Origin of the sequence: Streptomyces sp. NPDC058620, assembly GCF_042717135.1 — a bacterium.
Lineage (GTDB): Bacteria > Actinomycetota > Actinomycetes > Streptomycetales > Streptomycetaceae > Streptomyces.
Window position 1 is genome coordinate 1 of the sequence record NZ_JBHXQO010000071.1, and the last position, 26,363, is coordinate 26,363.

The 26,363-nt window shown below is 67.4% G+C and carries 19 protein-coding genes and 12 pseudogenes; 16 read left to right on the forward strand and 15 right to left on the reverse strand.

All coding sequences use genetic code 11. The features are described from left to right. Positions 1–244, reverse strand: a pseudogene (locus tag ACFWSK_RS33710) (hypothetical protein); the annotation flags it as partial. A gap of 386 nt (positions 245–630) precedes the next feature. On the opposite strand from ACFWSK_RS33710, the gene ACFWSK_RS33715 reads away from it, so the two are divergent. From ACFWSK_RS33715 to ACFWSK_RS33725, 3 genes are all read left to right on the forward strand, one after another. Further along, positions 631–2,322 (forward strand): IPT/TIG domain-containing protein, encoded by a 1,692-nt coding sequence (locus ACFWSK_RS33715; RefSeq protein ID WP_383794769.1) that lies wholly within the window; start codon positions 631–633, stop codon positions 2,320–2,322. A gap of 405 nt (positions 2,323–2,727) precedes the next feature. Next, entirely contained in the window at positions 2,728–3,447 is a 720-nt protein-coding gene (gene uppS, locus ACFWSK_RS33720; protein WP_383794810.1) for a polyprenyl diphosphate synthase, read from the forward strand. After that, a complete protein-coding gene (locus ACFWSK_RS33725) occupies positions 3,444–4,913 on the forward strand; it encodes an oxygenase MpaB family protein (RefSeq protein ID WP_383794772.1) in 1,470 nt (489 codons plus the stop codon). The genes uppS and ACFWSK_RS33725 overlap by 4 nt, the downstream gene beginning before the upstream one ends. A gap of 799 nt (positions 4,914–5,712) precedes the next feature. Here ACFWSK_RS33725 and ACFWSK_RS33730 read toward each other — a convergent pair. The 4 genes from ACFWSK_RS33730 to ACFWSK_RS33745 all read right to left on the reverse strand — a co-directional run bounded on the left by ACFWSK_RS33730 (position 5,713) and on the right by ACFWSK_RS33745 (position 7,471). Beyond that, a complete protein-coding gene (locus ACFWSK_RS33730; RefSeq protein ID WP_383794775.1) occupies positions 5,713–6,324 on the reverse strand; it encodes a hypothetical protein in 612 nt (203 codons plus the stop codon). A gap of 132 nt (positions 6,325–6,456) precedes the next feature. After that, positions 6,457–6,507 carry a hypothetical protein gene (locus tag ACFWSK_RS33735; protein ID WP_383794813.1) on the reverse strand — a complete coding sequence of 17 codons (51 nt, stop codon included), beginning with the start codon at positions 6,505–6,507 and terminating at the stop codon, positions 6,457–6,459. Further along, positions 6,489–6,992 carry a transposase gene (locus tag ACFWSK_RS33740; protein ID WP_383794778.1) on the reverse strand — a complete coding sequence of 168 codons (504 nt, stop codon included), beginning with the start codon at positions 6,990–6,992 and terminating at the stop codon, positions 6,489–6,491. Before ACFWSK_RS33740 ends, ACFWSK_RS33735 begins: the two co-directional genes overlap by 19 nt. Positions 6,993–7,108: 116 nt before the next feature. Continuing rightward, the gene (locus ACFWSK_RS33745) at positions 7,109–7,471 is read right to left on the reverse strand and encodes a hypothetical protein (RefSeq protein ID WP_383794781.1); all 363 of its coding nucleotides are present in this window, start codon (positions 7,469–7,471) and stop codon (positions 7,109–7,111) included. 263 nt (positions 7,472–7,734) lie between these two features. On the opposite strand from ACFWSK_RS33745, the gene ACFWSK_RS33750 reads away from it, so the two are divergent. The 3 genes and pseudogenes from ACFWSK_RS33750 (at position 7,735) to ACFWSK_RS33760 (ending at position 8,888) form a co-directional block, all read left to right on the forward strand. After that, a complete protein-coding gene (locus ACFWSK_RS33750; RefSeq protein WP_383794784.1) occupies positions 7,735–8,238 on the forward strand; it encodes an N-acetyltransferase in 504 nt (167 codons plus the stop codon). 306 nt (positions 8,239–8,544) lie between these two features. Then, a pseudogene (locus ACFWSK_RS33755) lies at positions 8,545–8,631 on the forward strand (IS5/IS1182 family transposase); the annotation flags it as partial. A gap of 17 nt (positions 8,632–8,648) precedes the next feature. Further along, a complete protein-coding gene (locus ACFWSK_RS33760) occupies positions 8,649–8,888 on the forward strand; it encodes a transposase (RefSeq protein WP_383794816.1) in 240 nt (79 codons plus the stop codon). Here ACFWSK_RS33760 and ACFWSK_RS33765 read toward each other — a convergent pair. Both ACFWSK_RS33765 and ACFWSK_RS33770 read right to left on the reverse strand, forming a co-directional pair. Beyond that, complete coding sequence (locus ACFWSK_RS33765) at positions 8,854–9,324, reverse strand: hypothetical protein (protein ID WP_383794787.1); 471 nt, start codon at positions 9,322–9,324, stop codon at positions 8,854–8,856. The two genes, ACFWSK_RS33760 and ACFWSK_RS33765, sit on opposite strands and share 35 nt — an antisense overlap. A 330-nt stretch (positions 9,325–9,654) precedes the next feature. Then, positions 9,655–9,802 (reverse strand): annotated as a pseudogene (locus ACFWSK_RS33770) (IS701 family transposase); the annotation flags it as partial. 887 nt (positions 9,803–10,689) lie between these two features. Here ACFWSK_RS33770 and ACFWSK_RS33775 point away from each other — a divergent pair. Continuing rightward, positions 10,690–11,454 (forward strand): annotated as a pseudogene (locus ACFWSK_RS33775) (carboxylesterase family protein); the annotation flags it as partial. Here the strand turns inward: ACFWSK_RS33775 and ACFWSK_RS33780 are convergent. Then, a pseudogene (locus ACFWSK_RS33780) lies at positions 11,455–12,015 on the reverse strand (IS110 family transposase); the annotation flags it as partial. A 397-nt stretch (positions 12,016–12,412) separates the two neighbouring features. Between ACFWSK_RS33780 and ACFWSK_RS33785 the strand changes: the two are divergent. Beyond that, positions 12,413–13,393 carry a GNAT family N-acetyltransferase gene (locus tag ACFWSK_RS33785; RefSeq protein WP_383794789.1) on the forward strand — a complete coding sequence of 327 codons (981 nt, stop codon included), beginning with the start codon at positions 12,413–12,415 and terminating at the stop codon, positions 13,391–13,393. Between the two features lie 295 nt (positions 13,394–13,688). Beyond that, a complete protein-coding gene (locus ACFWSK_RS33790; RefSeq protein WP_383794792.1) occupies positions 13,689–14,171 on the forward strand; it encodes an Imm21 family immunity protein in 483 nt (160 codons plus the stop codon). Positions 14,172–14,422: 251 nt separating this feature from the next. Here ACFWSK_RS33790 and ACFWSK_RS33795 read toward each other — a convergent pair whose 3' ends face one another. Further along, positions 14,423–14,959 carry a TetR/AcrR family transcriptional regulator gene (locus ACFWSK_RS33795; RefSeq protein ID WP_383794795.1) on the reverse strand — a complete coding sequence of 179 codons (537 nt, stop codon included), beginning with the start codon at positions 14,957–14,959 and terminating at the stop codon, positions 14,423–14,425. Positions 14,960–15,121: 162 nt separating this feature from the next. Here ACFWSK_RS33795 and ACFWSK_RS33800 point away from each other — a divergent pair, with 162 nt between their 5' ends. Beyond that, positions 15,122–15,871, forward strand: a complete 750-nt coding sequence (locus ACFWSK_RS33800; RefSeq protein ID WP_383794797.1) for an SDR family oxidoreductase — start codon at positions 15,122–15,124, stop codon at positions 15,869–15,871. Between the two features lie 691 nt (positions 15,872–16,562). Here the strand turns inward: ACFWSK_RS33800 and ACFWSK_RS33805 are convergent. The 3 genes and pseudogenes from ACFWSK_RS33805 to ACFWSK_RS33815 all read right to left on the reverse strand — a co-directional run. Further along, positions 16,563–16,902 (reverse strand): annotated as a pseudogene (locus ACFWSK_RS33805) (transposase); the annotation flags it as partial. A 53-nt stretch (positions 16,903–16,955) separates the two neighbouring features. Beyond that, positions 16,956–18,052 (reverse strand): annotated as a pseudogene (locus ACFWSK_RS33810) (IS630 family transposase). Between the two features lie 88 nt (positions 18,053–18,140). Further along, entirely contained in the window at positions 18,141–20,717 is a 2,577-nt protein-coding gene (locus tag ACFWSK_RS33815; protein WP_383794800.1) for a tetratricopeptide repeat protein, read from the reverse strand. A gap of 466 nt (positions 20,718–21,183) precedes the next feature. Between ACFWSK_RS33815 and ACFWSK_RS33820 the strand changes: the two are divergent. Then, a pseudogene (locus tag ACFWSK_RS33820) lies at positions 21,184–22,389 on the forward strand (IS3 family transposase). 87 nt (positions 22,390–22,476) lie between these two features. Here the strand turns inward: ACFWSK_RS33820 and ACFWSK_RS33825 are convergent. Continuing rightward, positions 22,477–22,761, reverse strand: coding sequence for a hypothetical protein (locus ACFWSK_RS33825; protein ID WP_351220599.1), 285 nt, complete (start codon positions 22,759–22,761; stop codon positions 22,477–22,479). 364 nt (positions 22,762–23,125) lie between these two features. On the opposite strand from ACFWSK_RS33825, the gene ACFWSK_RS33830 reads away from it, so the two are divergent. Continuing rightward, positions 23,126–23,443, forward strand: a complete 318-nt coding sequence (locus tag ACFWSK_RS33830) for a hypothetical protein (RefSeq protein WP_383794802.1) — start codon at positions 23,126–23,128, stop codon at positions 23,441–23,443. A gap of 232 nt (positions 23,444–23,675) precedes the next feature. On the opposite strand, the pseudogene ACFWSK_RS33835 reads toward ACFWSK_RS33830, so the two are convergent. Continuing rightward, positions 23,676–24,070: pseudogene (locus tag ACFWSK_RS33835) on the reverse strand (ATP-binding protein). A 25-nt stretch (positions 24,071–24,095) separates the two neighbouring features. Between ACFWSK_RS33835 and ACFWSK_RS33840 the strand changes: the two are divergent. From ACFWSK_RS33840 to tpg, 4 genes and pseudogenes are all read left to right on the forward strand, one after another. After that, positions 24,096–24,629, forward strand: coding sequence for a transposase family protein (locus tag ACFWSK_RS33840; RefSeq protein ID WP_383794804.1), 534 nt, complete (start codon positions 24,096–24,098; stop codon positions 24,627–24,629). Positions 24,630–24,768: 139 nt separating this feature from the next. Then, positions 24,769–25,242 (forward strand): AAA family ATPase, encoded by a 474-nt coding sequence (locus ACFWSK_RS33845; protein ID WP_383794807.1) that lies wholly within the window; start codon positions 24,769–24,771, stop codon positions 25,240–25,242. Between the two features lie 156 nt (positions 25,243–25,398). Then, positions 25,399–25,620 (forward strand): annotated as a pseudogene (locus ACFWSK_RS33850) (YncE family protein); the annotation flags it as partial. A gap of 38 nt (positions 25,621–25,658) precedes the next feature. Then, positions 25,659–26,039, forward strand: a pseudogene (gene tpg / locus ACFWSK_RS33855) (telomere-protecting terminal protein Tpg); the annotation flags it as partial. A 91-nt stretch (positions 26,040–26,130) separates the two neighbouring features. Here tpg and ACFWSK_RS33860 read toward each other — a convergent pair. Then, positions 26,131–26,363 (reverse strand): annotated as a pseudogene (locus ACFWSK_RS33860) (hydroxyurea phosphotransferase); the annotation flags it as partial.

Sequence of the window (26,363 nt, forward strand, 5' to 3'; positions counted from 1 at the left end):
GGCGGTTGGGGCCGGAGCCGTTGAAGGCCCTGTTCGCGCGGGTGTGCCGGCCGGTGGCCGCCCCGGACACGGCCGGCTCCTGGTATCGCGGGTGGTGGACCCGGGTCCACTCGTAGCCCGCGGTCAGCATCTTCCGCAGACGCGACAGCGCCGGTGCGGCGGCCGGGCCGATCCGGCCCAGGACGGCGGCCGCCTGCCACCAGGCAGCCAGCGCTCCATGCTGCTGACGCTCACCTGCTGCCATCAGCACACCCCTGACACGTTTGGGTAAGAGGTGTGCGCCCGTGGACCGGCTGGGGCAGCGTGCCGTGGGGCGGCAATCTGCGGGCTGACATCCGCCGCGGGGAACGTCGACCCGATGTGACGATTCGGCTACGGCGGGCTACCCGGGATGTCATGCTCATGGGGTTGACTGGGCGCGCGCCTCGTCGCCGTTTTGCATGCTTGGACCGTCACGGGCCCGGGCCTGTCCCTTGGTGGTGGCATGGGCTGAGCCATCGGGGTCTGGTGGCCGGGTCGCCGCCCCTTCGGGCTGGGTGCGTCACCGTGTGACCGCTCTGCCACGGATCCGTGATGGGACCTTCGGTCCCCGCCGTTGCGGCGAAGACGATGCGAAGGGGGAGGACTGTCATGTCTTCAAGAGCTGAGTTCGCTCGGGCTCGTACGGGCGTGGGTCGGCGTTTGATCGCGCTGGCTGCCTGCGGTGCGCTGGCTGTGGCCGGGCTGACGGCGGCGGCCGCCCCGGCCGCCGCGGCCTCGCCCACGGTGATCGCCGCCGCGCCGACCGGAGTAGGCCCCATGAAGGTGGCCGTGGCGCCGGACGGCTCCTCCGTCTACGTCACCAACGGCGGGGACTTCGATGTCACCGGGAACACGGTCACCGTGCTGGACACGGCCACCAACACCGTCAGCTCCACCATCACCGTCGGCAACAGCCCGGGCGCGATCACGGTCACCTCCGACAGCACCCACCTGTACGTTGTCAACCGCGGCGACCAGACGGTCAGCGTCGTGGACACCGCCGTCAACACGGTGACAGCGACCATCGCCGGGTTCAGCGACCCGACAGGGGTCGCGGCCAATGCGGCAGGCACTCGGGTCTATGTCTCCGACCCCGCTTACCCCAACGGGTCACTGCGCGTCATCGACACCGCCACCAACACGGTCATTGCCTCAGTTCCCGTCGGCCCGTTCCCGCAGGACGTCGTTCTCAGCCCCGACGGCGCGCGCGCCTATGTCAGCAACCACGGCAACAACACGCTGAGCGTCATCGACATCGCCACCCTCACCGTGAGCGCCAGCGTGGCGCTGAGCGACCAGCCGTTCGGGGTCGCGGTCAACCCCGTGAGCGGGAGGGTGTACGTCAGCCACTCCAACGACAACTTCCTGTCCGTGGTGGACCCGGCCACGCTCGCCGTCATCACGACGATCACCACCGCGGGCAACCCGATCGTCTCCGCGTTCAGCCCTGACGGCGCGACCGCGTACGTGACCAGGTACTCCAGCAACTCCCTGGCGGTGATCGACACCGCGACCAACACCGTCACCGAAAGCGCCCCCGTCGGCAGCGGCCCCTACGGCGTCGCAGTGAGTCCGGACGGCACGCTCGCCTACGTCGCCAACAACGCCAGTGCGAGCCTCGACGTCCTGCGAGTCGCGATGGCCACGCCGGCGCCGACGGTCACCGTGATCAGCCCCGCCTCAGGCCCGATCGCAGGCGGCACCCTCGTGACGATCACCGGCACCGACCTGAGCGGCGCAACCGCCATCACTTTCGGTGCCACCCCCGCCACCGGCATCTCCTGCACCGCGACGTCCTGCACCGCCACCGCCCCGGCCCACGCCGCCGGAACCGTGCACGTGCAGGTCACCACCCCCGGCGGCACCAACGCCACCAGCGCAGCTGACCAGTACACCTACGTGCTTCCGCAGGCCGCCGACATCGATGTGAACGTCGCCGCGCAGCCGCACCTGGGCATCCTGGTCCCCTACCTCACCTACACCCTCACCGCCCACAACACCGGCACGAACGCGGTCACCTCGGCCACCGTGCAGGCATCCTTGCCTGCGGGCGCCTCCGCGACGAACCTGCCCACCGGATGCACCACCAGCACCACGACCGTGACCTGCACCTACGGGGCCATCGCCAACGGAGCAAGTGTCAACAAGTCCTTCCGCGTTCCGCTGCACCTGCTGTCCCTGGGCCAGGTGAAGGTCACCGGCACCCGTACCGCCTCCGCACCCAACGACCCCAACCCCGCCAACAACAGCGCGAGCGCGACCTGCACCGTCATCTCCATCATCCTGGCCACCTGCCCCTAACCGGCCCCTGGCCCAACCGTGCCTGGCGGGCCGAAACGGCCCGCCAGGCACCCAGGCAGCAGGAATCCCCTTGTAGTCGGTCTGCCGTGGCACCGGAGAAAGTTACCGATGCCGGAACTAGAGAATCGGATATATGAGCCAAGGGTGATGGTCACCCGTTTGGCCGGTCAGGACCCTTTCGCACCGTCAGACTCCTGGAGGGAACGCTCCATTGGGGCGTGGGTATGGGCGAGGCGGGGGCGAGTCAGGGTGGGCGTGACCGAGCGAGGTAGGGCCGACCGTGCCGTTCCGGGTGAGACGGGGCTGGGCGTGACGGACCACGGCGTCCCGCACGCACGCCCGGCAACGGAGGACCGGCCGGGCGGGCGACAGTACGGCGACGAGCAAGGGCAGGACGACGGGCCGGTGCGTGTGGTGCCGCGGCACGTAGCCTGCGTAATGGACGGCAACGGCCGCTGGGCGCAGCGGCGTTCGCTTCCCCGGACGGCGGGCCACCGGGCTGCGGAAACTACCGTCATCGACATCATCGAGGCGGCCCGGGCCGCCGGTGTCGAGTGGCTCAGCCTGTACGCCTTCTCTACCGAGAACTGGAACCGTCCTGGCACCGAGGTCGACTACCTGATGCGCTTGGTCCGCCGGGTCGTTCGCAAGCATGCGCCGTTGCTGCTGGCCCGTGGCATCCGCTGTCGCTTCCTCGGGGTCGCCGATCCGCGTATCCCCCGTGAACTGGCCCGGGACTTCGACGATCTGGTGGCGCTGACCGCCGACAACCGGGGGATGACGCTGACCGTGGCCTTCGACCACGGCGGGCGTCGGGACATCGTGGAGGCCGCAAGGTCGCTGATTCGCAGCAAGACACCTGCTGATGAGGTGACCGAGCGGCGATTCGCGGACCACCTGCCGTTCCCCGACACCCCCGACGTGGACCTCGTCATCCGAACCTCCGGCGAGCAGCGCATCTCCAACTTCATGCTCTGGCAGGTTGCCTACGCCGAGTGGGTCTTCCCCGAGGTGCTCTGGCCGGACTTCCGGGCCCCCGAGTTCCTCGCGTGCCTGCATACCTACCGGCGCCGCGACCGCCGCTTCGGCGGCGTTCCGCCCCGGACGAACGGAGACCCATCATGACCACCGGAACCACGGGCACGGCCGACGAGGCACCCCTGTTCGGCCCGGAATCTCAGTTCAGCGCCTTCTTTGACGACCCGCGCTGGGCGCTGGCCGTGATCCGCGCCACCGTGTTGGAGGCCGCTCACCCGCAGATCGGCGCTGCCCTCGTCGACAACTCCACCTTCGTCACCCACCCCTGGCGCAGGCTTCGCAACACTTTCCTCAGCATGCGGCGCATGTTCGGCGCCGACTTGGCGGTGCGCGAACGGGAGGCCGCTCGGCTCAACCGGCTGCACGAGCGCATGAGCGGCTCCGACTCCCGCGGCCGCGCCTACGACGCGATGGACCGTGCGACCCGCGCCTGGGTGGTCGCCACCCTCTTCGAGAGTGCCGTCACCATGTGCCGACTGAGCGGCCAGCCGCTCGACCAGGACACGATGGAGCGGATGTACGCCGAGTACCGCATGTTCCTCGCCGCGCTCGACGGCGACGCCGCAGAACTCCCCGAGGACCTGACCGACTTCTGGCGGTACTTCGACCGGGTCGTCGAAAACGAGCTGGAGAACACCGAAGCGGCCCGCGTCATCCTCTACCGGCTCTTCGACCACCTGCCCGCCCCGGCACTGCTCGACGGCGCGCCGACGCTGTGGGCGGCCGGCCGGGCCGTCGCCGGCCCACTCCTCGGCGCGATCACAGTTGCCTCGCTCCCCGAGCCCTACCGGCGCAGGGCCGGGCTGCCGGAGATGCCCGGTGCCCAGACCCTCATGCAGGGCGCCTACCTGGCCGCCGGGCTCGCCCGCTTCCTGCCCGAGGGCTGGATCAACGCCGAAAGCATCATCGAAGTCCTCTCACTCCCACCTGGCAGCGACGACCCCCGCGCCCGGACCGTGACCGCCCTGCGTGCCCGCATGAAGCGGGCGTCGGCCCTGCTCCGTCTCCTCACACCGCTGGGCGGCGACGCCGGCCCCGGCCCGGACCCGGCGCCTTCCACGGGCACGGGAGAGGGCCGGCGCTCGGCGGGGGAGTTCTTCCGCCAGGTGCTGGACCAGACCGGCGACGGCCACCTCGACTGGCCTGACCTTGCCGCCATGGCACGCGAACTCTCCACCCGCCTCGACCTGGACGAGCCCGAGGAGACCCGGCTCTACGACGCCTTCGCCGCGTGGTGGCGCGAGCTCCAAGCCGCCCTCGACACGGACGGCGACGGCCGCGTCAGCGCCGACGAGTACGCCGCCGCCATTCCCTCCCTCGCCGGACCCGCGCTCATCCGCGTCGCCGAGGTGCTCTTCGACGCCACCGACAAGGACGGCAGCGGGAGCATCGATGCCGACGAGTACCGAACCCTTTTTCGCACCGCCTTCCACCGCGACCTCACCGCCACCGATGGGGCCTACGGCCGGAGCACCTTCGTGGGTGACTTCCTCTCCTTCATGTCGGGCCGCCGCACGAGCACCCCGTACGACCCTCTTCTCGCCGACGCCTAACGAACTCGTGCATCTGGCGGCCACGGCCCCACTCCGCCGGCACCGGCCATACGTCGACCGGCGCGAAGTTCCTTTCGGCCTGGGGCACTCGCGACGTCCTCGACACCACCCTGGTCCCAGCCCGGCCTCGTCGCGGAGATCAGCGCCGACACCTCCGTCGACCGCGGCGGCGTCTACCGGCACCCGATCCGGTACGTGCGCCTGCGCCTGGACGCGACCGTCGATGACGTGCCCCGGTTCGGCGGGGCCCGACCGCAGCCGCGGGATGACACGGCCTGGGCTTCGTCTCCGTGTGGAGCGGGCGGGTGATGTCGGCCGCCGGGTGATGATGGCTGAGGAGTCAGCCTGTGGCAGACCGGGGGTTGCACAGAGGGCGGACGACCTTGCAGGCGCGGACGATGCGCTCCACGTCCTGCTCGGTGAGGTCGCAGTGTAGGGAAAGCCGCAGTGCGGTGCGGTTGTGGGGGATGGCGGGGGGAAGAAGACGTCGTTGCTGTCGGCCACGGTGGAGCCCGGCCCGGCGGGCGCCGGCCGCGCGGGATGTGACGGCCATCCCACCGGCCCCGGATCTCGCTTACGTGGAAAGCCTCCACGCGCTCACCGTGGCCACGTATGCCGCCAACATCGAGGCTTACTACGCGCCGGAAAGGTCGGGATCCCGGGCGACCAGCTGATGGCTGCCCCAGCCGTCTGACACGGCCCGCCAGCGGCTGTCCCGGGATGGAAGGCGCCCTGGGCTCCTGCGGGGCCGGACTTGTCCGGCCCGGTGGACCTTGGAAGAGGGGGCCTTAGCTTGTTTTTATGGTCTGCGAGCTTTGGGTTGATTACGTTCGGCGATGCTTTCAGGGCGCCTGGTTGATTTGCCCACGTCGTAGCGGGTGGCCGGTCGTTGGTTCTTCGAGCCGATTGGGCGTCCTGGGCCGGGAGTTGAGGGTTTGGGCGCACGGGCCGGGCTGTGCAGGTGAGGGCGGAGGTTCCTGAACCTCCGGCGGACGCGGGCCGGGGTGAGCCGGGCGGGTTCGGCCCGCTTCTCCCAGGGGCGGCGGAGATCGGCTGCGGCCTCGCGGGTGAGCCGGAGCTGGGTATGCGCTGCGATCACGAGCCACGCCCACCGGTCCGCGGCCTCGGGGCTGCGGAGTTTGGGACGGGTCCAGCCGAGCGTCTGCTTTACGAAACGGAAAGTGTGTTCAAGATCGAAGCGTCTCAAGAACGCTTGCCACCGCAGGTCGACGTCGTCGCTGGTCATGCCAGTCTTGGAGGACCACAGCCAGACGGGCAGTGGGTCGCCGCCGCCGGGCAGATGGTCCACCGTCAGGCGGATCAGGGTGCCCTCGGTGATGGGGAGTTCGCCGTCGTGGTCGATCCACGCGGAGCGGGTGGTGAGCTGGGGGTGGATGCGGTTCCAGGCCATCGCCTGGGCGGTGCCATAGCGGTCGGTGACCTGCGTGGTCTCCGCGTCGGGCTCGCCCCACGTGTCCGGCTTGGCGAAGCGGAACTCCTTGCCGTGCTTCGGCGGGCGCCCGCCCTGGGGATAGGTCAGGGCCTATTCCTTGAGCGAGGGCGTTGGCCGTCGCATCACCCGGTCCGAACGCATGCGTCCCAGGACCTCGACGGGAAGGCCGTCGAGGAGGTAGGCCATGCGCGGGGCATCGTAGCCGGCGTCGAAGACACGGGAATGAACTGGTCACTGGAGCGTCCCGAGCGTCCGTAGACGTGGCAGAACAGGCGGTCCGGGCTGGTCGGCGCGTCCGGACGCAGCCACGGCGAGACATCGACCGCCAGGACCAGGCGCCCGTCGGCGGCCTTCGGCTGCGGCAGCACGGCCAGTGCCTTACGCAGCCTGTCCGCGTCGATGCAGCCCTGGTTGAGCGCGTCGTACAACGCGCCGCGCCCACGCCGGTGCTCGGCCAGCAACGTCAAATCGACCGGCGAGGTCACCGGGCCGTCCTCACAGAGCAACGCGTCGCAGAGCTCGAACAGCGTGTCAGCGCGCCGGGTCAGACATTCGTAGAAGTCCTCCCGAAAGTGGGAGGTGAAGTCGAATGCCTCGTCCCGGCCATCGTGGTGCAGCAGACTCATTCCCCACGGCCTTCGCTGGTCAAGTGCCTTCTTGGTCGGAGCACAGGATCAGACGGGGGCCGTGTTCACGTCCCCGGAATCCCCGTACGAGCGATCACGTTCGGGGCATCGTTCGGTCAGCCGGAGTCAGCAAGATCTGCGTTCTCTTCGGGCCCAACGTGGCGAAGGACTGTCTCGTGCTCGCCTGCAGTGACGAGCCCGTCGATGACCTTGACCATCGACGGCACACCCGCGTCACGCACAATGAGGCCATCCCAACACCACCAGTAGTCGCCCTCTGGTTCGCCAGCCTGCCGCTGACGGTCCATGATCCGGTGCACCTCATCGAGAGTGAACACGGTTCCAGACCAGCGATCGCCGTCATCACGGATGACCCACATGTCCACATTGCAGACCTCGTCGAGGTCCTCTCCGGCACCGGGCACGAAGCAGATCTCGTATCCGTCACGTCTGACTCGGTAGAAGGGGCCGTCCCACATGCTCGCTCCGTAGCGCTCTGTCTCACGCCGCCTTCATCAACAAGCCGGACGGCCGACCAGTACACCGCGCACCCCTTGAGGGCGCAGCAGCAGGTTAAAAAACAAGCTTAGAAGCCGTTGCTATACCGATCACGGAGTCTGTCGATCGAACGGGAGCCTCGATCGGGTGATCGCGGGCACTGCCCGGCATGAGAGCCGGTCCGGGCGGTATACGGGCAAAATCCAAAGGAGCGGAGGGCCGCGCGCTGCTACGGTCGGGCGCTATGAGCTGGCTCCCCGATAACTTCGTCCATCCCGTCCTGGTACCGCTGCCGGGCAGTGGTCATCACCTGCGGCCGATCCGGGAGGCGGACAGTCCGCTCGACTATCCGGCTGTGATGGGTTCGCGCGAGCGGCTGTGGACCATCTTCGGCCCAGCCTGGGGCTGGCCTGCGGCCACCATGACCTACGAGGCCGACCAGGCCGACCTGTTGCGGCACGAGAAGGAGATCGCCGCACACCAGTCTTTCAACTACGCGCTGTTCGACGCGGCGGAGACAGCTCTGCTCGGCTGCGTCTACATCGACCCACCGGAGAGGGCCGGCGCGGACGGCGAGATCTCCTGGTGGGTGGTGGACGAGCTGGTGGGCAGCAAGGTCGAGCAGGCCCTCGATGAGCTGGTGCCGCAGTGGATCGCCGCCTACTGGCCGTTCGAGCAGCCGCGCTTCCTCGGCCGAGAGATCTCCTGGTCGGACTGGCTCGTCCTGCCGGAGCACTCCGACGCGTAAGTAGCTTTCGTCGTACCGAGAGGTTCGGTTGCGGGTCGAACTTGGGTGCTCGGTTGGGTGATCGGCTCGTGGCCGGTGAATGAAAGCAGGGCCTCCCGCACAGCTCATGGGTGTTGAAGTCCATTCGAGCGTCAGGAGGCACTGTGCCTCAGTCTTCGGTTGCCGGTGTCCGTGGAGTCCAACCCTGATATCCCGTCGTGTGTATGTCTCTCCCATGTGTACGGGAACGCGGCCGACCACGGTGTGCGAAGGCGTCATTACCCCTCGGACATGACGGACCGGGAGTGGGCCCAGGTCCGTGCCGCGATGCCGGTGCCCGGCTGGCTGGAGGGCCGTGGCGGGCAGCCGGAAAGCTATTGCCACCGGCAGATGATCGACGCGATCCGCTTCCTCGTGGACAACGGAATCAAGTGGTCGGCTTCGCCGCGAAGGCACTGCGCCTCGCACTCACGGTCGGCAAACGCGATGCGGACCTGTCGGGCTTCGTGGTGCTGCCCCGCAGGTGGGTGGTGGAGCGGACGTTCGGGTGGCTGATGCGCTCGCGCCGGCTGGCACGCGACTACGAAAGGCGGACCGACACGTCCAAGGCGATGGTGCTGTGGTCAATGACCATAGTCATGAGCCGCCGCCTTGCGAAACAGCGACGCTGAAGGAGCCCGGGGTGTCCTCGACGAGCCAGCCTCGCGCGGCCAGACGCTTCGCCTTGGACCGCACCCCTTCGATCTTCGCCGGAACGAGCTCGAGGTCCAACAAGCAGGCGAGTTGCCGGCAGATCGCAGACCCTTCGCCGGCCCGCTCACGATCGGCCAGGACGTGCATGATCCGCTGGTAGTCCGGCGGCAGCACCGTCACGTCCAGCCCTTCCCGCCCCACCGGCACCACCGAGCCGGGCACCGCCCGGGCCACCGCCGGTTCCGGCTCAACCGGCCGGGCATGGGAAACTCGCACGTCCGTGGGTTCGCCGGCCTCGGACAGCACCTCACTCACCGTTTCCTTCGCGATCACCAGGCGATCCCGCGCGGCCTCCGCCTCCGCCTCCTCCAGCTCGGCAACAAGCCGGTCCAGCTCGTTCCGCAGCGACTCCACCGCTGCCGGGCAGCGACCTCCAGCTCCTCGATCAACCCACCACCGACGGCATCTGGCACCTCCACTAAAGAGAGAACACGACGTGTCATCTCTATTGCAGCAGAGGCAACTTCACGCTTGACCAGCGGAAACCTGGCCATCACACCCGGAAAGACAACAGATTCTTAGTACCGCAACGGTGTTTGTTCTGGCGGGTGGGCAGGTGTCAGGGGCTGTGTCCGCGTCGTTTGTGGTGGCTGACGCGGGCTTGGTGTTGTCGTCTGCGTAGCCATGTCGACCAGCGCAGGATGTGATCGACAGGCGGGTGCTGCCGGTGGGTGGGGCGAGTGATCAAGCGTCTGATCTCGGCGAGGCTGAAGTGGATGAGCTGGGAGGATCCGTTTCTGCTTTCTCCGTATCGAGCTCGCGGGCCCGCAGGACAGTCAGGGCAGGCATGGACGGCCATGGACAGCGTCACGTGGCGATGCGTCCAGTCCGGACTCGCAGATGTCGCACGGGGTGTCGGTGCCGGCCGGTGTCGATCGCGGTGTCCGCGCGGAACTCCACCCCTACCTCCGGCTCGGCGGGCCGGAAGACCAGGGTCTCCCGCGAGCCCCAGCCGGCCGAGAACCGCACGCCCTCCAGAGGTGCCCGCTCTCGGCCGGCCGCAGGATCGCGCCGAGCTGCCGGGCAGCAGTCCCGCGGCAGTGGGGTGGTGCGGGCGATGAGCCGCAGGCGCCCAGTCGCGTCGTAGCGGCCGATCAGCAAGGTACTCGGCGAGGTCAATAGCCCGGTTGCCCCGGCGACGATGCCTTCGGTGCTCTCGAACGAGCACCGGTGGAGTGTCGGTATTCGAGGATTGCGGTATTCGCCCGCAGGGCGAGCACTCCCACACCCGGCCCGGTCGCGGTGACAAGGCGTACAGCCCGGACCGCAGCGGGTGCTGTCTGCGCGAAGACGCCGGATCAAGAAGAAGGGACTGACCTCTTGCGGTGAACCCGCGCCGGCGCCCGCGCTCCGGTGCGGGCCTTCGTCCTCTGCCACCGCGCCGTACGGGCCCCTCCAGGCAGCGGCAATCCCGCACGACAGAAGGCTCACCCTGCGCTACGAGGTTCACGACGCCGGTACGGCACCGATCGGCTGCATCACCCCGAGGAGGTCGGGCTGGCCCCTTTCGCGACGATCCGGCCGTCGGCCACGTAGTAGAAGTTCATGGCCTGCACCGAGATCTTGTTGCCGAAGTGTCACCTGATGACCACCGGGTGGCTGCTGTCCGCTCAGCGATTTACCGGAGTCCAGGGAATGCTTGGAGAGCGTCACCGCGAGCGATCAGCCGCCGACACGCCGCGCGAAACACCCGAACCGCACCGGAAGGAATCTCGCGCCATGACCGCGACCGCGCCCAAGGCTCCGACTGCACCAGGGGTGCGGTCCTGGTGGGGAATCCCGTACGCCACCGCCGAGCGATACCGCCGCCCCGTAGTCGCGGACTTCGATCCGGACCGCCCCTATGACCGCAAGGGGGTCGCCCCCGTCCAGCCCGACAGCGGCGACTGGCTCGAAGCGGACAGCGGGACAGGCGAGGACTGCCTGAACCTGAACGTGTGGGCCCCCGAGGAGCGGGCCGGGAAGACTCTGCCGGTGGCCGTGTACATTCACGGCGGCGGATTCGAGTTCGGCGCGAACACGCAGACCACCTCGAACGCCGCCGGTCTCGCCGCGACGGGACGCGTCGTGAGCGTGTCGGTCAACTACCGGCTCGGCGCACTGGGCGCGCTCTCGCTCTCGCAGTACGGCGGGCGGCTCGCCGAGGCCAGCAACCTGGGCCTGCAGGACGTCATCGCCGCCCTCACCTGGATCAAGCAGAACATCGCCGACTTCGGTGGCGACCCCGACGACGTCACCGTCTTCGGCCACAGCGCCGGCGCCTACTCCACCCTCGGGCTGCTCAGCGCCTCCTCTGCGGACGGCCTGTACCGGCGGCTGGCCGGGTTCTCCGGCGCGCCCTCGCGTCTCGTCCCGGCCTGGTGGGCCGAGGAGCTCGCGGAGCGGTTCGTCACCGAACTCGGTGTCGCGAGCAACCCCGACAAGCTGATCGATCTCGACGCGGCCTCCCTGGTGGCCGCCCTGCGAAAGGTATGTCCGACGGAACCGTTCCAGCAGCGTGAGGACAGCCGGGTGCTGCAGTCGCGGCCCCAGGACCCGTTCCAGCGAGGGATGGATCTGGGTCAGCAGGCCGTGCAGCCGGTTCGCGACCCGGGTGGCCTCGCCTGCGAGGTCGTCGTCGAATCCGACGATCATCTCCAGCTCGGCGATCGTCTCGTCCTCGTAGTCGATCGCCCGCAGCGTGTGCGGCATGGCGCGGGCCGCGTCGGCGATGATGAACGCGTCCCTCGCGTCCGTCTTCGCTTCACCTGGATAGAGGTCGGCGATCCGCCGCATCGTCAGCCCGGGCAGGTAGGCGACCGGGCAGCCCATGTCCCGCGCGACCGCCAGAGGCAGGGCGCCGATCGAGGCCGACTGATCGACCACGACCAGCACCGTTCCGTGCTTGGCCTTCAGCTTGGCGAACAGCTCGCGGAGCTTGGGCTCGGTGTTGGGCAGACGCTTGTCGAACGTCTTCTTCCCGGCCGGGGTGACGGCGGTGGCGTGGTGTTCGCCCTTGCCGACGTCCAGGCCGAGGAAGACGTCGATGTCGCCGGTGTCGATCACGTGCAGGCCCCTCCATCACGCTTTCGTCCGGCCTTGCCAGGGCACCGAGCTGCCACATCCACGTTACGGAGAGCTTTTCCGGCTCGGGTGAAGCCGGTGCTCAAGCCCCTCATTAGCGGTCCGTCGATGCCTCCGGACCCGGTGACACCACCCCCCGGATCATCAACATCAAGGGGGGGGGAAGTCATGCCGGACCCGAAGGCCGGAGGCCCCATTGCGGAGCCACGAAAAAGGTAACGGGGGGCTTTCCTGGGCCGGCCCGGTGACTGGTGCAGCCCGGCGGACAGGCAAGGCAGACCGGCCGGGTCCTTGGTCCCTGGGTGTCGGTGGTCCTTTCGCCTCGCCTGCGGCGCACGCCCGTGGTGCGATGAAACAGGGGGCCGGGAAGGAGAGAGCGATGATGCCACCGGCAGGGGAGCACAAGAGTGGCACGAGCCCTGTGTCGGTCCGCCCGCTGGGTGAGGCGGACCTGGATCGGGCCGACGAGATCTTCAGGGTCGCCTTCGGGACGTTCCTCGGGGCTCCTGAGCCGAAGACGTTTTTCGGGACCGCCGACTACGTCCGCACTCGATGGACGGCCGATCCACAGGCGGCCTTCGTAGCGACGGTCGAGGGCGAGGTCGTAGCGTCGAACTTCGCCGTCAACTGGGGCAGCGTCGGGTACTTCGGCCCGCTGACCGTACGTCCGGACCTGTGGGACCAGGGCGTCGGCAGGCGCCTCATGAAGCCGGTCATGGACTGCTTCGACACCTGGGAGAACCGCCACCTGGGCCTGTTCACCTTCTCGCACAGTCCGAAGCACCTTGAGCTCTACCGCCGGTACGGTTTCTGGCCCCGATTCCTCACAGCCATCATGAAGAAGCAGGTCGCAGGCAGTGCTGCGGTCCCCGGCCGAGTGCTGTACGGCCAGTTGCCCGCCGCCGAGCAGCCCGACGCCCTGAGCCTCTGTCGCGCACTGACCGGGGCCGTGTACGAGGGTCTGAGCGTGGAACGCGAGATCGTGGCCACGCACGCGCAGGGGCTCGGTGACACCATCCTGCTCCAGGGCTCCGGCTCCGAGCTCGATGGCCTGGCCGTCTGCCACTGCGGAGCCGGGTCGGAGGCCGGCGAGGACGTGTGCTTCGTCAAGTTCGGAGCCGTACGCCCTGGCCCGGAGGCCGCCAACCGGTTCGAACGACTGCTTGACGCGTGCGAGCAGCTGGCCGTCGAGCGCGGACTGGGTCAACTGGACGCCGGGATGAACCTGGGCCGCCCGGATGCCTACCGTCGAATGGTCGACCGCGGTTTCCGCACCTGGTTGCAGGGCGTGACCATGCACAGGCCCAACGAACCCGGCTACAGCCGCCCCGACGCCTACGTGATCGACGACTGGCGCTGAGACCCCGCCACACTCGGCCCGCGAGGAAGGCCCGGTGGTGCCCGGACCCGTGAACATTCTGCGTCGGCGCCGACGGCCAGACACCTCCCGGACCGCTGTCGGAGTGCTGTCCATTCTCGGTTCTGGCACAGATCATGGGGAGTGGTTGCGGAGGGTTACGGTGTCGTTCGATTGCAAGGGATGGTCACGGCCCTGGGCCCGTCACCGCCCACCTCAACCAACACAGGCGTGGGCCCTGTCAGACCTGGCACATACGCTGTCGCGACGCAACGGAGATCCTGAAGGTGGAAGCGGCATGTCTTCGACGTGGATGGAGACGGAGGGCGGCCCGTTCATCGTGGTTCCACGCACTGCGTTGCCGCGCTGGTCGGGAACGGAGGGCGACTACGACCGAGCTTGCGAGGTGATGGATTTCGTTGGAGTCCTCGCACTGCCGGACGAAGCCGAGGCGCTGGTCCTTGGGGACGAGCCTCTCTCCACTGCCTACCTTCCGGAGTGTCGAGTCCTCGTCCGCTGGTGCTACGCGGAGAGCGAGGATGGTGTCTCCGACATCATCCGGGCGGGGATTCCCACCGCCGAATGGGAGGAAGGCCCGGTGCTGAGCACCACTGGTGAGCTCGTGCTATTCGATGCCGCCTACTTCGGCACTGAGGTCGGGACACTCACGGACGGCACCGCTCTCGAACTCGGCGCTGGCCGCTATCGGGTGGACTCGGCAAGCGTCGAACCCAATGACCTGACGTCCTTTCGCGTCCACCGATTTGTCGAGCTGGCCTGACCCACCCTTGGTAAGGATCCTGACGAGTCGTTGCCGAGGGTCACTGAAGCAGGATCATCTTGCGTAGGAGTTCGAATCCGGCTCGCCCGTAGAGCTGCCGCGGGCGAAGATCGCCGCTGCCACGAGTCCACCCAAGTACGCGGTCCGGGCCACGATCCCCATCAGGGAGCGCTCCGGCATCCTGGCCTTGATCTCCTGCTCAGGCGCTTCGCCGAGGGGCGTTGGCCCTCGGCGCGGTGGGCCGGTGGTTCTCAGGGGAGCGGCCAGTTGCGAAGGGCGGCGTCGGCCATCTCCTGGAGTTCATCGCGGGCGACACCGCTCGCGGCTTGCACGGCGATACCGAATGCCAAGGTGGTGACGTAGCGGGCCAGCAGCCCCGGATCGGTCTTGGGAGGCAGTTCGCCTTCGTCGACGGCTCGCTGGAACCGCTCTCGCACGCAGGAGCAGCCGTTGTTGCGCCAAGCGGCGAGGAGTTCACGGACGCCACGCCCGGGGTCGCTGGTGGCCAGGGCTCCCTGAACCCCCAGGCAGCCGTGGGGACGGGTCGGGCGGGTGGTGGTTCGGACGGCGCCGGCCAGGATCGCGGTGGCGACGCCGAGGGCGGTCGGCTCCTCAAGGGCCCGGGCCAGGTATGCGCCAGGGCCTTCGGTGTAGCGCTCCAGGGCCTTGCGGAACAGCTCCTCCTTGTTGCCGAAGGCTGCGTACATGCTGGTGGTGGAGATGCCCATCGCGTCGGTCAGGCTGGCCAGGCTGGCCCCTTCGTAGCCGTGCTCCCAGAAAACCAGCATGGCGCGCTCAAGCGCTTCGTCAGCATCGAATCCTCGCGGTCGGCCGATGGAGCTGCTCTGTTTGGTTCCCACCCCCGCAGCCTACCTCTTCCGCATCGATCGATGCACAAGTGCTATGTTCAACTTCTGCATCGATCGATGCGGAAGTTGAAGGGGGTTCACGTGGGACTACTGGAAAGCAAGACCGCTCTCGTCACCGGCGGCGGCAGCGGAATTGGCCTGGCCAGTGCGGTACGGCTGGCGGCCGAGGGAGCACACGTATTCATCACCGGTCGACGCAAGACCGAACTCGACGCGGCCGTCGAAATGATCGGTTCAGCGGCCACCGCGGTGGTCGGCGACGTCTCGAACCTGGCCGACCTGGACCGCCTCTACGAGACGATCCGCAGCCGGGGACGGGGCCTGGACGTCCTGTTCGCGAACGCCTCCGTCGCCGAATTCGTGCCGCTCGAGCAGGTCAGCGAAGAGCACTTCGACACCCTCTTCGGTATCAACGCCCGTGGCACGCTGTTCACCGTTCAGAAGGCGTTGCCCCTGCTCAACGACGGCGCCTCCGTGATCTTGAACGGCTCCACCAACGTGGATGTCGGCGCGGAGGCGTTCGGTGTGTACGCGGCGACCAAGGCCGCCACCCGTTCGTTCGCCCGGACCTGGGCCAACGAACTCAAGGGACGCGGTATCCGGGTCAACACCGTCACGCCCGGCCCGACCGACACTCCCGGTCTGTCAGGGCTCGCCCCCGACCCGGAGCAGGCCGCCGACCTCAGGCAGCACCTGGCGACGCAGGTGCCGCTGGGCCGGCTCGGGCGCCCGGAGGAGATCGCCGCCGCCGTGGCCTTCCTCGCCTCCGAGCAGAGCAGCTTCATTACCGGTTCGAGCCTGTACGTCGACGGCGGCCTGAACCAGATCTGAGTTTTTGTGGCCGCACATCCGGCCAAGATGGCGGCGCCCGGCCGACCGGGTTCGCTCAGACGGGCGAGCCCGGCGGCCTCGATCGCCAGATGGCCGGGCGGACAGAGGTCAGACCCTCCGGACTCCCCTTGCACTGGAGTTCCGGCGGCACCGAAGGCGCGGCGAACCGCGTCAAGAAGATCAAAAGACAGTTCTACGGCCGAGCCGGATTCGAACTGCTCCACAAGGTGACAACGGAAGCACACCGCCGGTGACCGCCAACCGCCCGCGTGAGACGCCCGAGCAGCGAGGCCCTACATGCACACGAGCCAGCACACCGTTCAGCACGACCCCGAAGGACTGAACGAGACGGAGCTCCCGCTCGATCGCGCCCCGTACGAGAGCCTCGTCAACGCGATCCTGGCATGAACCGGACCGGACACACCCAGCGAACGCGACAGCGAGCAGATCGCCCTCCAGCTGACCGGTCACGCCCGAGAAATCGCCGCCGACGTCCGCCGCTACGCCGCCCAGCTGCCCAAAGACAGCGGCCGTCCGCGCTCAGGTGGAGCTTGCTGGTGAAACCGCCCCGCGAACGGCCCGGGCCCCCACCTTCAGCACCACCTCCACCAGGCGGGCGACCAGGCTCTGCCACGGCGTCTCGCCCTGGTGTTCCATCTCTTCGGCCCCTTTGAGGCAGGCGCCGATGGTGGGTCGGTGCGGGCCCCGGCCGCACGCTGGTGCGCGCGGATAATGGTGGAGTCCACCGCGATGTCCCAGTCGATCTCACCAGCCGCGTCGGCCGCCGCTTGAACCTGCTGGAGCAGACGCTCCCAGGGGCCGTCGCCCGACCACAAGCGATGGCGCTCGTAGACGGTTTTCCACGGACCGAACCGTTCGGGCAGGTCACGCCGCTGCACCCCAGTCCGTACCCGGTGCAGAATCCCGTTGATCACCTGCCGGTGATCCCGCCACCGGCCACAACGCCCGTTACTGACCGGCAGGAACGGCCGCAGCCGTTCCCGCTCGGCCGTCAGATCGCCCCGCCCCATGTCCACATCAACGACCAGGACAAGCAACAGTCACATGATCGGCCGGGCAAGTCCTAGTGTCCTGCGCCGGAGATCCGTTGGCAGAAGCGGGCGAGTGAGTCGAGGATCTCCTCGGCCGTCTTGGTCCAGATGAACGGTGTTGGGTCTTCGTCCATTCCTTGACCCAGGCGCGGATGTCGGCTTCCAGAGACCGCACGCTTTTGTGGGAGCCGCGGCGGATCTTCTGGTCGGCGAGGAAGCCGAACCACCTCTCCACCTGGTTGATCCAGGACGAACCGGTGGGGGTGAAGTGCAGGTGGAATCGAGGGTGTTCAGCGAGCCATGCCTTGATGGCCGGTGTCTTGTGGGTGCCGTAGTTGTCGCAGATCAGGTGGACCTGGAGGTGTCCCGGGACCTCTTTCTCGATCTTGATGAGGAACTTCTTGAACTCCACTGCCCGGTGCCTGCGATGCAGTGAGGTGATGACTTCACCGGTTGCGACGTCGAAGGCCGCGAACAAGGTAGTCAGACCGTTGCGGACATAGTCATGGGTGCGGCGCTCGGGCATGCCCGGCATCATCGGCAGCACCGGCTGAGAACGGTCCAGGGCCTGTATCTGGGACTTCTCGTCCACCGACAGCACCACCGCGCCTTCGGGCGGGTTCAAGTACAGCCCCACCACGTCGTAGACCTTCTCCACGAACAACGGATCCGTCGACATCTTGAAGGTGTCGCTCAGGTGCGGCTTGAGCTGAAACTTCCGCCAGATCCTGCCCACGGTCGACTTCGACAGCCCGCTGCGATCGGCCATCGACTTGCGCGACCAGTGCGTTGCGTTCTTCGGGATCTCCTCCAGCGTGCTGACCACGACCGCTTCCACCTGATCAACACTGATGCTGGGCGGCCGGCCCGGCCGGGGCTCGTCCACCAGCCCATCCAGCCGACCGGCCAGGAACCGGCGACGCCACTTGCGGACCGTGTCCGCCGCGATCCGTAACTCCCGAGCCACCACGACAATCGGTGGAACATCTGCGCCGTCACACGCCAGCACGATGCGGGCCCGCAAGGCCACGGCCTGCGCAGACGACGCCCGCCGGGCCCAACACTCCAACACCACACGCTCGTCGGCGGACAACAACAACGGTTCCAACTTCGGGCCACGACGTGGCACCGGCACATCCTCAGAAGCAGTCACACACAAACTAACGACGGATCTCCGGCGCAGGACACTACGCCTTCGGCTCCTGTTCGGTCTTTGCTCAGGATCCGTAGCGTGGGACGCCCTCCCGAGGCAGCCCGGTCGCCGATGGCTTGGGGACTCTGTCCAGAGCATCTACGAAGTGGCTCTCGGCGCGGTCCTGTTCCAGCCACTCGGCGAGTGTCTGCCAGACGGCAGAGTAGGCGGTGCACAGGCTGTGGACGGTACTCGGGTCTAGCCACGTCACGCCGTCGGCTGTTGCCCTGCTGAAGACGTCCTGCCCCTCTTGGATGTTCGTGTAGTGGGCGTTCTCACCTATCACGTCCCTCCTGAGGTCGCTCTGCAGCCTCCGGAGGCGTCTGGTGATCTTCTGACGGTCGGACCGCACGGTGCCATCAGGGAGCATCGAGGGGGGGAATCCCAGAGTGGCCGGGAGCGTCGGCTGACTGCCGGCCCGAACCGATCGAATGAGTTCCACGCGGTACTCCCAGTGGCCAAGCCGTCGCGAGTCGGTCACCTTCCGCATCCCGTTCCAGATGTCGGATTCGGCCCGCAGCCATTCCGTTGCGTCCCGGATATCGAAGCTGGGCTCCTCGCCTCGCAGGATCCACACCTGCTCCATCACCTTGGCGGCCTCTTCGAGGAGCCTGTAGTCGTAGTCCCTCATCTGCGCCTCGGACCAGCTGTTCGGAGGGGGATGCTCCGGGAGCTCCTGGCCCGGGTAGGCGGTCAGTACGAAGCTCTCGAAGAGTGCCGCCTTCCGAAGAAGAGCCAGATCCGGATCCTCATGCACCATCCAGGTTCGCTCCACCGTTGCGGAGTCCCCCCTGGGAATCAGAATCGCGCATTCAAGCTCCTCCACCGCGCGCTGCGTGTGCTCCTTCATCTGAGCTTCGCTGCCCCTGTTGATCTTCATGGCCACGGCATGCACACATGCGCTGGTGTAACGGGTCAACCAGTCGCCGCGCCGGCACCGCGGAAGGTAGCGACGTACAAAGACCAGTCGGCTCCGGGCCCTGTCGATCCGGGTGTCGAGCTCACAGGGGGTGACGTGCGTTGTTACAGGAGGTCCGGTGCGCCAAACATAACGGGGGTGTGGGCCGCACACGGGGCCGGGCGGCTGCATCTTTTCGACCGCCCACGCCAGACGCAGAGGGGCCCACACCTCACGGTTGATGCGAAATGCGCCTCGAGTCACGGCCTGCCGAGGGCCGCGGACGCTCTGAACATGGGAGAAGGGGGATATAAGCCGGAAGCAACTCCGCAGCCGTGCCAACCAGTACAGGCCAGCGAGGCGTGCCCATCGGTCATCTGCGGCCAGGCAGTTCATCTCCTGCGTCGCGGCCCGCTGGAAAACCAGACGCACAAAATTCTTCGCGCCGGCAGCGGATTCGGACCTCCCCCCATAGAGGGACTGCTCCAGCACTCTTGCGAGCCAGACCTCTTCGTAACCGGGGGGTGCCAGCGTGCTGGCCGCTTGCTGGTACCGATCCGCGAGAAGGGGCACGAGACGGTGTCGGGTCGTGTCGTCCTGGCTGCCTTTACGTTGGAACCATTGTTGTGTCGTCTCTTCCGACATTCCCAGGATGATGGCGTTCCGGTACCGCAGACCAAGCACGTCCCGGTAGAGGCGAGGGTGACGCAGATAGCGCAGCCGCTGCCAATCCGGCTGCCGAGGCTTCAGCCACAGCCGCCTGTTGTACTGCCTGGAAGTCTGTCCATCGAGGGTGAGGGCGCGTTGGCACGTTTCGAGGGCGTCGATGTGCAGACCCATCTTCTCCTGCACCTCTGCCAACTCACCCCGCAGGTAAGGGTTCTTGGGGTCGAGTGCGATCGCGTCGAAGTACCGTGACAGAGCCTCGTGATAGCGGCCGGCCCGGCTGAACTCGTTCGCGCTCTGGTACGCCTCGTACAGTTCGGGATTGAGCTCACGGCCCCACCATTGACGCCAAGGCGGTTGCCGCCCCGCTCGCGTCACCGGCAGCAAGGCGCTGATCACCCAGCAGCCGGTCTTGCGAATGACTTCGTCCCATTCCCTTCCCCACAGAGTCGTCGAGCTGGAACCGCCGAATACGAAGGCCGTGACCGTCACCGTCACACCGAAGCGATCCGGTCTCTGTTCACGGGTCCGGAGCACTCCGCCGACCCGGTAGGCGAGTTTCGGTCGCAGTCGGCTCAGGAGGCGCGGAATGGCGGTCCCCAGCTTCTTGGGATCCAGCTCGACGTCGCCGACCAGCTCGAGAAAACTCATCGGTGGGGCCTCGGCGGGCAGCGTCGTTGGTGCGTAGATGCTGCAGTCGGACAATTGCTGGCGAAGCTCGGCGGTCAGATCCCCGGTCGGCACATCAAGGGTTCCCGGGGGCGTCGCGTCGATGAGTTCCTGAACGTCGACCGGACCCGGTTTGTAGGCCAGCAGCGCACGCGTCGCCCGCCAGTACAGGTAGAGAACAACCAGGGCGACGAACCAGAATCCCAGCCTTTGGCCGAGTACGAGGCCGTCGAAGACCCGGCCGAGGCCGCCGAAGATCTGCGCCACCCACCCGGTGAACCCTTGTGCCCACCCCCAACCGCCCTCGCTCCAGGCCGGATGACCATTGCCGGCCCACGTCAGCAGGCCGAGGAGCCCGAGCGTTCCCACACCGCTCCACACAAGCCATGCGATCCGCCTTGGGGCAGGGAGCGGGGATGTCAGGGTGGTTTCGCTTTCCTTCCGCCGATTGATCATGGCGAACTCCGGCTCAGAAGACGTCCCCCTTTCAGGCTAGGCGACATCCCTGTTGTAGACAGGTCAACCGTTCGAGCAGGCAACTCGTAGGCAGGGAACCCCATGCGATGCCAAGGGTGTGCCGCGCGGCGTGCCGCTGGGACGCCGCCGATCTGCGCTCGGAAGCACGCGGCACCGGTCTACTCGCCTTGCAGGAGCTGGGCCAGTTCGCCGTCGACGTGCGCAGAGCCCGCGACCCGCAGTGCTGCACCGCGGCTCGTCGCCAGCCCGTTCCTCGGGCAGTACGTGTTCGTCCAGCCGGGCCAGGCGGCGGGGGGCTTTACCCCTGATGTTGGACACACGAGACACTGGATCCTGCGGATCTGAGAACGGACATCTCGTGGTCATGAAGAACTACCCGCCGGAGTTCAAGGCGGATGCGGTCGCGCTGTACGAGTCGCGGCCCGACGCGACGATCAGGTCGGTCGCCGCCGATCTGGGAGTCAATCCAGAGACCTTGCGGAACTGGGTGAGGGCTGCCGGCGCAAGCCGTCCGCGGGGACGCCGGACGCAGGAACCGGCCCAGCCGCCGACCCCGCTGGAAGCGGAGAACGCGGCTCTGCGAAAGAAGGTCCGCGAGCTGGAGGAGGAACGCGAGATCCTCCGCAAAGCGGCGAAGTATTTCGCCGGGGAGACGCGCTGGTGAACCGCTTCCAGTGCGTCGCCGACCTCCACCGCCGCTACGGCGTGAAGCGGCTGTGCAGCATCCTCGGCGTCAGCCGCTCGAGCTTCTACTACTGGCGCCGGACCGCTGCGGACCGAGCTGCCCGGCAGGCGGCCGACGCACAGCTGGCCGCCCGGATAAGGGCTGTTCACCAGGAATCGGACGGCACCTATGGAGTTCCGAGGATCACCGCCGAGCTCCGCGAGACGAGCGGTGAGGCGGTCAACCACAAGAGGGTCGCCAGGATTATGCGGGCGTCCGGGATCGAAGGGGTCCGGTTGCGCCGCCGGCACCGCACCACCGTCCCCGATCCGACGGCGGCCAAAGCACCGGACCTGATCGGCCGCGACTTCAGCGCCGAGAAGCCCAACACGAAGTACGTCGGCGACATCACCTACCTGCCCATCGACGGCGGAAGATTCTGCTACCTGGCGACCGTCATCGACCTCGCCTCACGCTGTCTGGCCGGCTGGGCGATCGCCGACCACATGCGCGCGGACCTCGTCACCGACGCCTTGGCCGCGGCGATCCACACCCGCGGCAGTCTCGCCGAATCGATCATGCACACCGACCACGGAGCCCAGTACACGAGCAGGGCATTCGCCGAAGCATGCAGGTCAGCAGGGGTGCGGCGGAGCATGAGCGCAGTCGGATCCAGCGCGGACAACGCACTCGCCGAGTCCTTCAACGCCACCTTCAAACGCGAACCCCCTGCAGGGACTAAAGAGCTGGCCCGACGAACGCCAGGCCCGGCTCGACGCCTTCCGATGGCTCCACCACTACAACACCCGACGTCGACACTCTCACCTCGGACAACGATCACCGATCGCCTTCGAGAACGCCCTCCACCTCACACCAACTACGCTGGCACCAGCCGCATAACCCGTGTTCAGGATTCGGGGTCAAGACCCGGCATCCATTGCCAACGGCGACCCATGAGCCGTGCAGTGACGGGTGGGCGTTGCCTGTTCAGGTGCCGACGGCGGTAACACCGAACATCAAGGTCCGGCGGCTGACGTCATAGTGCACGGTCGGTGTGCTGCGCAGGAGGTCCTGCAGCACGTCGGCGTCGTCGGCGTCGACGGTCAGCACCTCCTCCCAGGCACCTTCGTCCAGCACAAGCTGCAGGGTGAGCGTGCCCCGGGCAGCGGGCTCACCGGCAACCCAGCTGAACTGGTAATGACTGAGCTGGCGCACCTTGATGCTGTCGTCCGTAACGGGTTGCGTCACCTTGGTCGTAGCAGCTCTGGGCATGATGGCTCTCCTCGTGTGGGGGATGCGGGTGCGGGCAGCCGACGGCTGGAGTACAGGACATGGATGTCTCTGCGGCCGCGGGCTACTGAACTCAGACTCAGGGTGACCGGCGGCACTCACCAGGCGAGGCGCCCACTTGGCCGAGTCCCGTCCCTCAGATCTGCTTACAACAGCACCGGTCCCGTTCTCGAGCCCCTCGTGAGCAGCGCAGCGCCGCGCCCCAGGCCGTCACCGCCACCGGCGCCGGGTCAAGGAAGCGCATCGGGGTGTCCAGTGGTCCAAGTGGCGTATCACGGCATGCGGGTGGAAGCGGACGCTGGTGGAGTCTGCTGTGTCCCTGACCTCCACTTCTTGGAGATACATCATGCTGTCCTTCCGTAAGACCTTCGCGGGCGTTGCTCTTGCTGCTGCCGCGGTGATGGCCGGTCCCGGCATCGCCTCGGCCAACGACCACTCCGAGCGGGGCGCAGAGCCGGCGCCCTACGGGCAGTGCAACGACTTCACCACGCAGCTCGGAGCGGTGAATGTCAACCAGGGCCCGGTCTGCATCGACTTCGGCCCACTTTATGAAGCAGGTGAGAACAAGGGCGGTGGCGACGACCTGAACTTCGACTGCAACGCCGCCGTCACCCAGGTCGGCCTGGTCAACGTCAACCAGGGCCCGGTCTGCATCGACTTCTGAACCGCACGCTGAGAAGCGGGCTGCCCCCAACCGTCGTCGTCGACACGCTCGTCTCGGCGTGTCGACAACGGTTGGGGGCAGCCGCATGCGGCTGAGAAGGGCCGGCGTTCACCGCTCGCGTCGCTGCGGCCCGTACCAGAAGCAATACCGACGTATGAGTGGGTGAGGAGGGACGGGGGAGACCCGGACAGCCGCCCCTTCACTGCGCTGTGCGTGCCCGCTGTCCGTGGTGTCAGGCGAGGACGTCGCTGGAGTCGTCGGCCAGGGCGATACGAACGGTGATGCGTTTGCCAACCGCTTCGCTTCGTATCTAGAAACCCTGGGACACCGCCATGACGATCTCCAAGCCGTGCTGCCCCACCCAGCCGACATCCGCGGCCAGGGCCACCGGCAGCACCGGATTACCGTCCCACATGGTGATCTCGACCGTGTTACCTGTAATGACCAGATCCAATAGGACCGAGCCGGACACGTACTTGCGGGCGTTGGTGACCAGCTCACTGACACGAGCTGAATGAGGTCGACTGCTCGCTGAGAGACCCGCAAGCCGTGTTCGACCTGGACGCGGGTGAGAAAACCGGTAGCAAAGCGACGGGCCCGGGCGATGTCACTGTCATCGCCGTCCAGAGCCGCCGAGGTCTGTTTCCATGCTGTGGGCGGGACCCGGCCCGCAGGCCGACAGTGGAATGATCTTGCCGTTGCTGGTGTGATCACGGCGTTGGAGCCGTCCTGGATATCACCGTTCTCCGGGCTGAGCCCGCGCGCCTTCTGGAAGCTGGTGACGGTGCTGCGTCGCGCAGGTGCGGACTCGGTCCGCAAGGGTCGGCCGTGGAGCCTTGCGTTGGAAGACCGGACACTGCTGGTCACCGCGTACTGGCGAACGAACCTGACCATGCGCCAGCTCGCCCCGCTGTTCGGGATCTCGAAGTCGGCAGCGGACCGCATCATCGACCACCTCGGGCCGATGTTATGCATCCCGCACCGCCGCGAACGCGCCAAGAGCGAACTCCCGGCGTGGAAAGAGGAGCACAACAAGTCCCGCAAGCAGGTCCGGGCCCGCGTCGAGCACGTCTTCGCCCGCATGAAGACCTGGAAGATCCTCCGCGACTGCCGCCTCGAGGGCGACGGCGTCCACCACGCCATGCTCGGCATCACAAGGATGCACAGCCTCGCCCTCGCCGGATAGACCAGCGGGCCACAGTGCGGCCAACGAGAGCCTGTTGCGAAAGTGGATTGTCAACTGTCAGGGGCGGCGGGGGATTCCTGTTTACGGTGCGTGGCGGCATGAGCGATGATCCCTGCAGACTTGGCGAGAGGAGACGGTCATGGCCCGTTGGCGACCAAGGCTGGTGCTCCTGTGCGGTCTGCCAGGTGCTGGTAAGACCACGGTGGCCAGGAGACTGGAGCAAGAACTGTCCGCTGTCCGTCTGTCTCCGGACGAATGGCTTGCGGGGCTGGGTCTTGATCTCTTCGACGGCGATGCACGGGAGCGGGTCGAGCAGCGCCTGTGGCAGCACGCTCAGGCACTGTTGGGCTCTGGTGCTGTCGTGATCATGGAGAACGGTTTCTGGGAGAGATCGGAGCGTGACGAGAAGCGGCTCCAGGCCCGCGCCGTGGGCGCTGCCGTCGAACTGCGTTACCTCCAGGTGCCGATCGAAGAACTGGAACGTCGTATCGCTCTGCGGAACCAAGAGCCGGGGTCTGGCGTACTGACGGCCGAACTCCTTAGGAGTTGCCAAGAGCAGTTCCAGCCACCGACGCAGGACGAGCTCGACTTGTTCGACGCACCACTGCTCTAGGAGCTGTCGCGACCGTGCTGGTCACAGCCATTCATCGATGGCTGCGACCAGCACCGTTGATTCATAGCGGACGGCGAGTTCGTCGTACCGGGTAGCGGCGGCGCGGTGCCTCTTCCTACGACCTACGTCGCCAACTTCATCGATGACACGGTGTCGGTGATCAACACGGCGACGAACACGGTCGTCGCCACCATCCCCGTCGACGACCTCCCGTTCGGGGTGGCGATCGGGGTCGTGCCCCGGCCGGCGCCGGCGCTGACGCTGATCAAGCTCACCGCCGGCGGGACGTTCGCTCAGGGCGGGCAGGGCACCTACACCCTCACCGCCACCAACACCGGCGACCTGCCCACCGACGGCAGCACCGTCACCCTCACCGACACCCTCCCCACCGGCCTGACCTCGGTCAGCTTCTCCGCCAGATTCGGCACCCGCGCCCCGAGCTCGCCGCCCGCCCGGAGGGCGAGGTCCGCAAGCGCTGGCAGCCGAAAGTGCGTGAGCGGGCCAGGAAGCAGGCGGCGACGTCGGGCGGCATCGTTATCGAGACCCGGGCCCGCTTCGGCTTCACTGCCGCCCCTGGCACCAGCGACGACGGCGGTATCCGGCTCATCACCCAGCACCTCCCACCGGCCTACGCCGCCCGCCTCTTCACCGCCCAGGAATAAGGGGCGAGCGAGCAGCAGCTACAGGCGATCGCCGCCGAAGGGCTCCACGAGGTCTACTTCAGGGACCGCGGCCGCCGCGCGCCCGGCCTGACCGTGGAATTCACCGACATCGACTACGTCCAGCCGGAGTTCTGAGGCCCCGCACGATCACGTCCGGGGCTACTGCTGGTGAGCCGATGCACGGTAGGTGTCACAGGCAGGCTTGTTGTCACCGGTGCGCCGGGGGTTACCGGTTGAGCAGCGATTCCGCGACCGTGACGGAGGACGGGGCGAGGCGGGTTTTGCCGTCGTCGATGTCCCAGAGTGAGTTCTGCAGCAGCCGTCCCAGGGTCCAGCCGGTCGCGCGTGCGCGGTCCAGGCCGATGACATCGGTGAGCAGGTCGAAGCGGCGCTGCACGATGCGCAGGGTGTCGCCCTTCGCTACGACGTCGTCCCACCTGCTGTCCAGGGCGGGCCACA

Excerpts from the sequence above, each read along its gene's own strand:
- ACFWSK_RS33715 (WP_383794769.1), top strand. The coding sequence starts at position 631 with ATGTCTTCAAGAGCTGAGTTCGCTCGGGCTCGTACGGGCGTGGGTCGG.
- ACFWSK_RS33725 (WP_383794772.1), top strand. The coding sequence starts at position 3,444 with ATGACCACCGGAACCACGGGCACGGCCGACGAGGCACCCCTGTTCGGC.
- ACFWSK_RS33730 (WP_383794775.1), bottom strand. The coding sequence starts at position 6,324 with ATGGCCTGGAACCGCATCCACCCCCAGCTCACCACCCGCTCCGCGTGG.
- ACFWSK_RS33740 (WP_383794778.1), bottom strand. The coding sequence starts at position 6,992 with ATGAGTCTGCTGCACCACGATGGCCGGGACGAGGCATTCGACTTCACC.
- ACFWSK_RS33745 (WP_383794781.1), bottom strand. The coding sequence starts at position 7,471 with ATGTGGGACGGCCCCTTCTACCGAGTCAGACGTGACGGATACGAGATC.
- ACFWSK_RS33750 (WP_383794784.1), top strand. The coding sequence starts at position 7,735 with ATGAGCTGGCTCCCCGATAACTTCGTCCATCCCGTCCTGGTACCGCTG.
- ACFWSK_RS33785 (WP_383794789.1), top strand. The coding sequence starts at position 12,413 with ATGATGCCACCGGCAGGGGAGCACAAGAGTGGCACGAGCCCTGTGTCG.
- ACFWSK_RS33790 (WP_383794792.1), top strand. The coding sequence starts at position 13,689 with ATGTCTTCGACGTGGATGGAGACGGAGGGCGGCCCGTTCATCGTGGTT.
- ACFWSK_RS33795 (WP_383794795.1), bottom strand. The coding sequence starts at position 14,959 with ATGCTGGTTTTCTGGGAGCACGGCTACGAAGGGGCCAGCCTGGCCAGC.
- ACFWSK_RS33825 (WP_351220599.1), bottom strand. The coding sequence starts at position 22,761 with ATGCCCAGAGCTGCTACGACCAAGGTGACGCAACCCGTTACGGACGAC.
- ACFWSK_RS33830 (WP_383794802.1), top strand. The coding sequence starts at position 23,126 with ATGCTGTCCTTCCGTAAGACCTTCGCGGGCGTTGCTCTTGCTGCTGCC.
- ACFWSK_RS33845 (WP_383794807.1), top strand. The coding sequence starts at position 24,769 with ATGGCCCGTTGGCGACCAAGGCTGGTGCTCCTGTGCGGTCTGCCAGGT.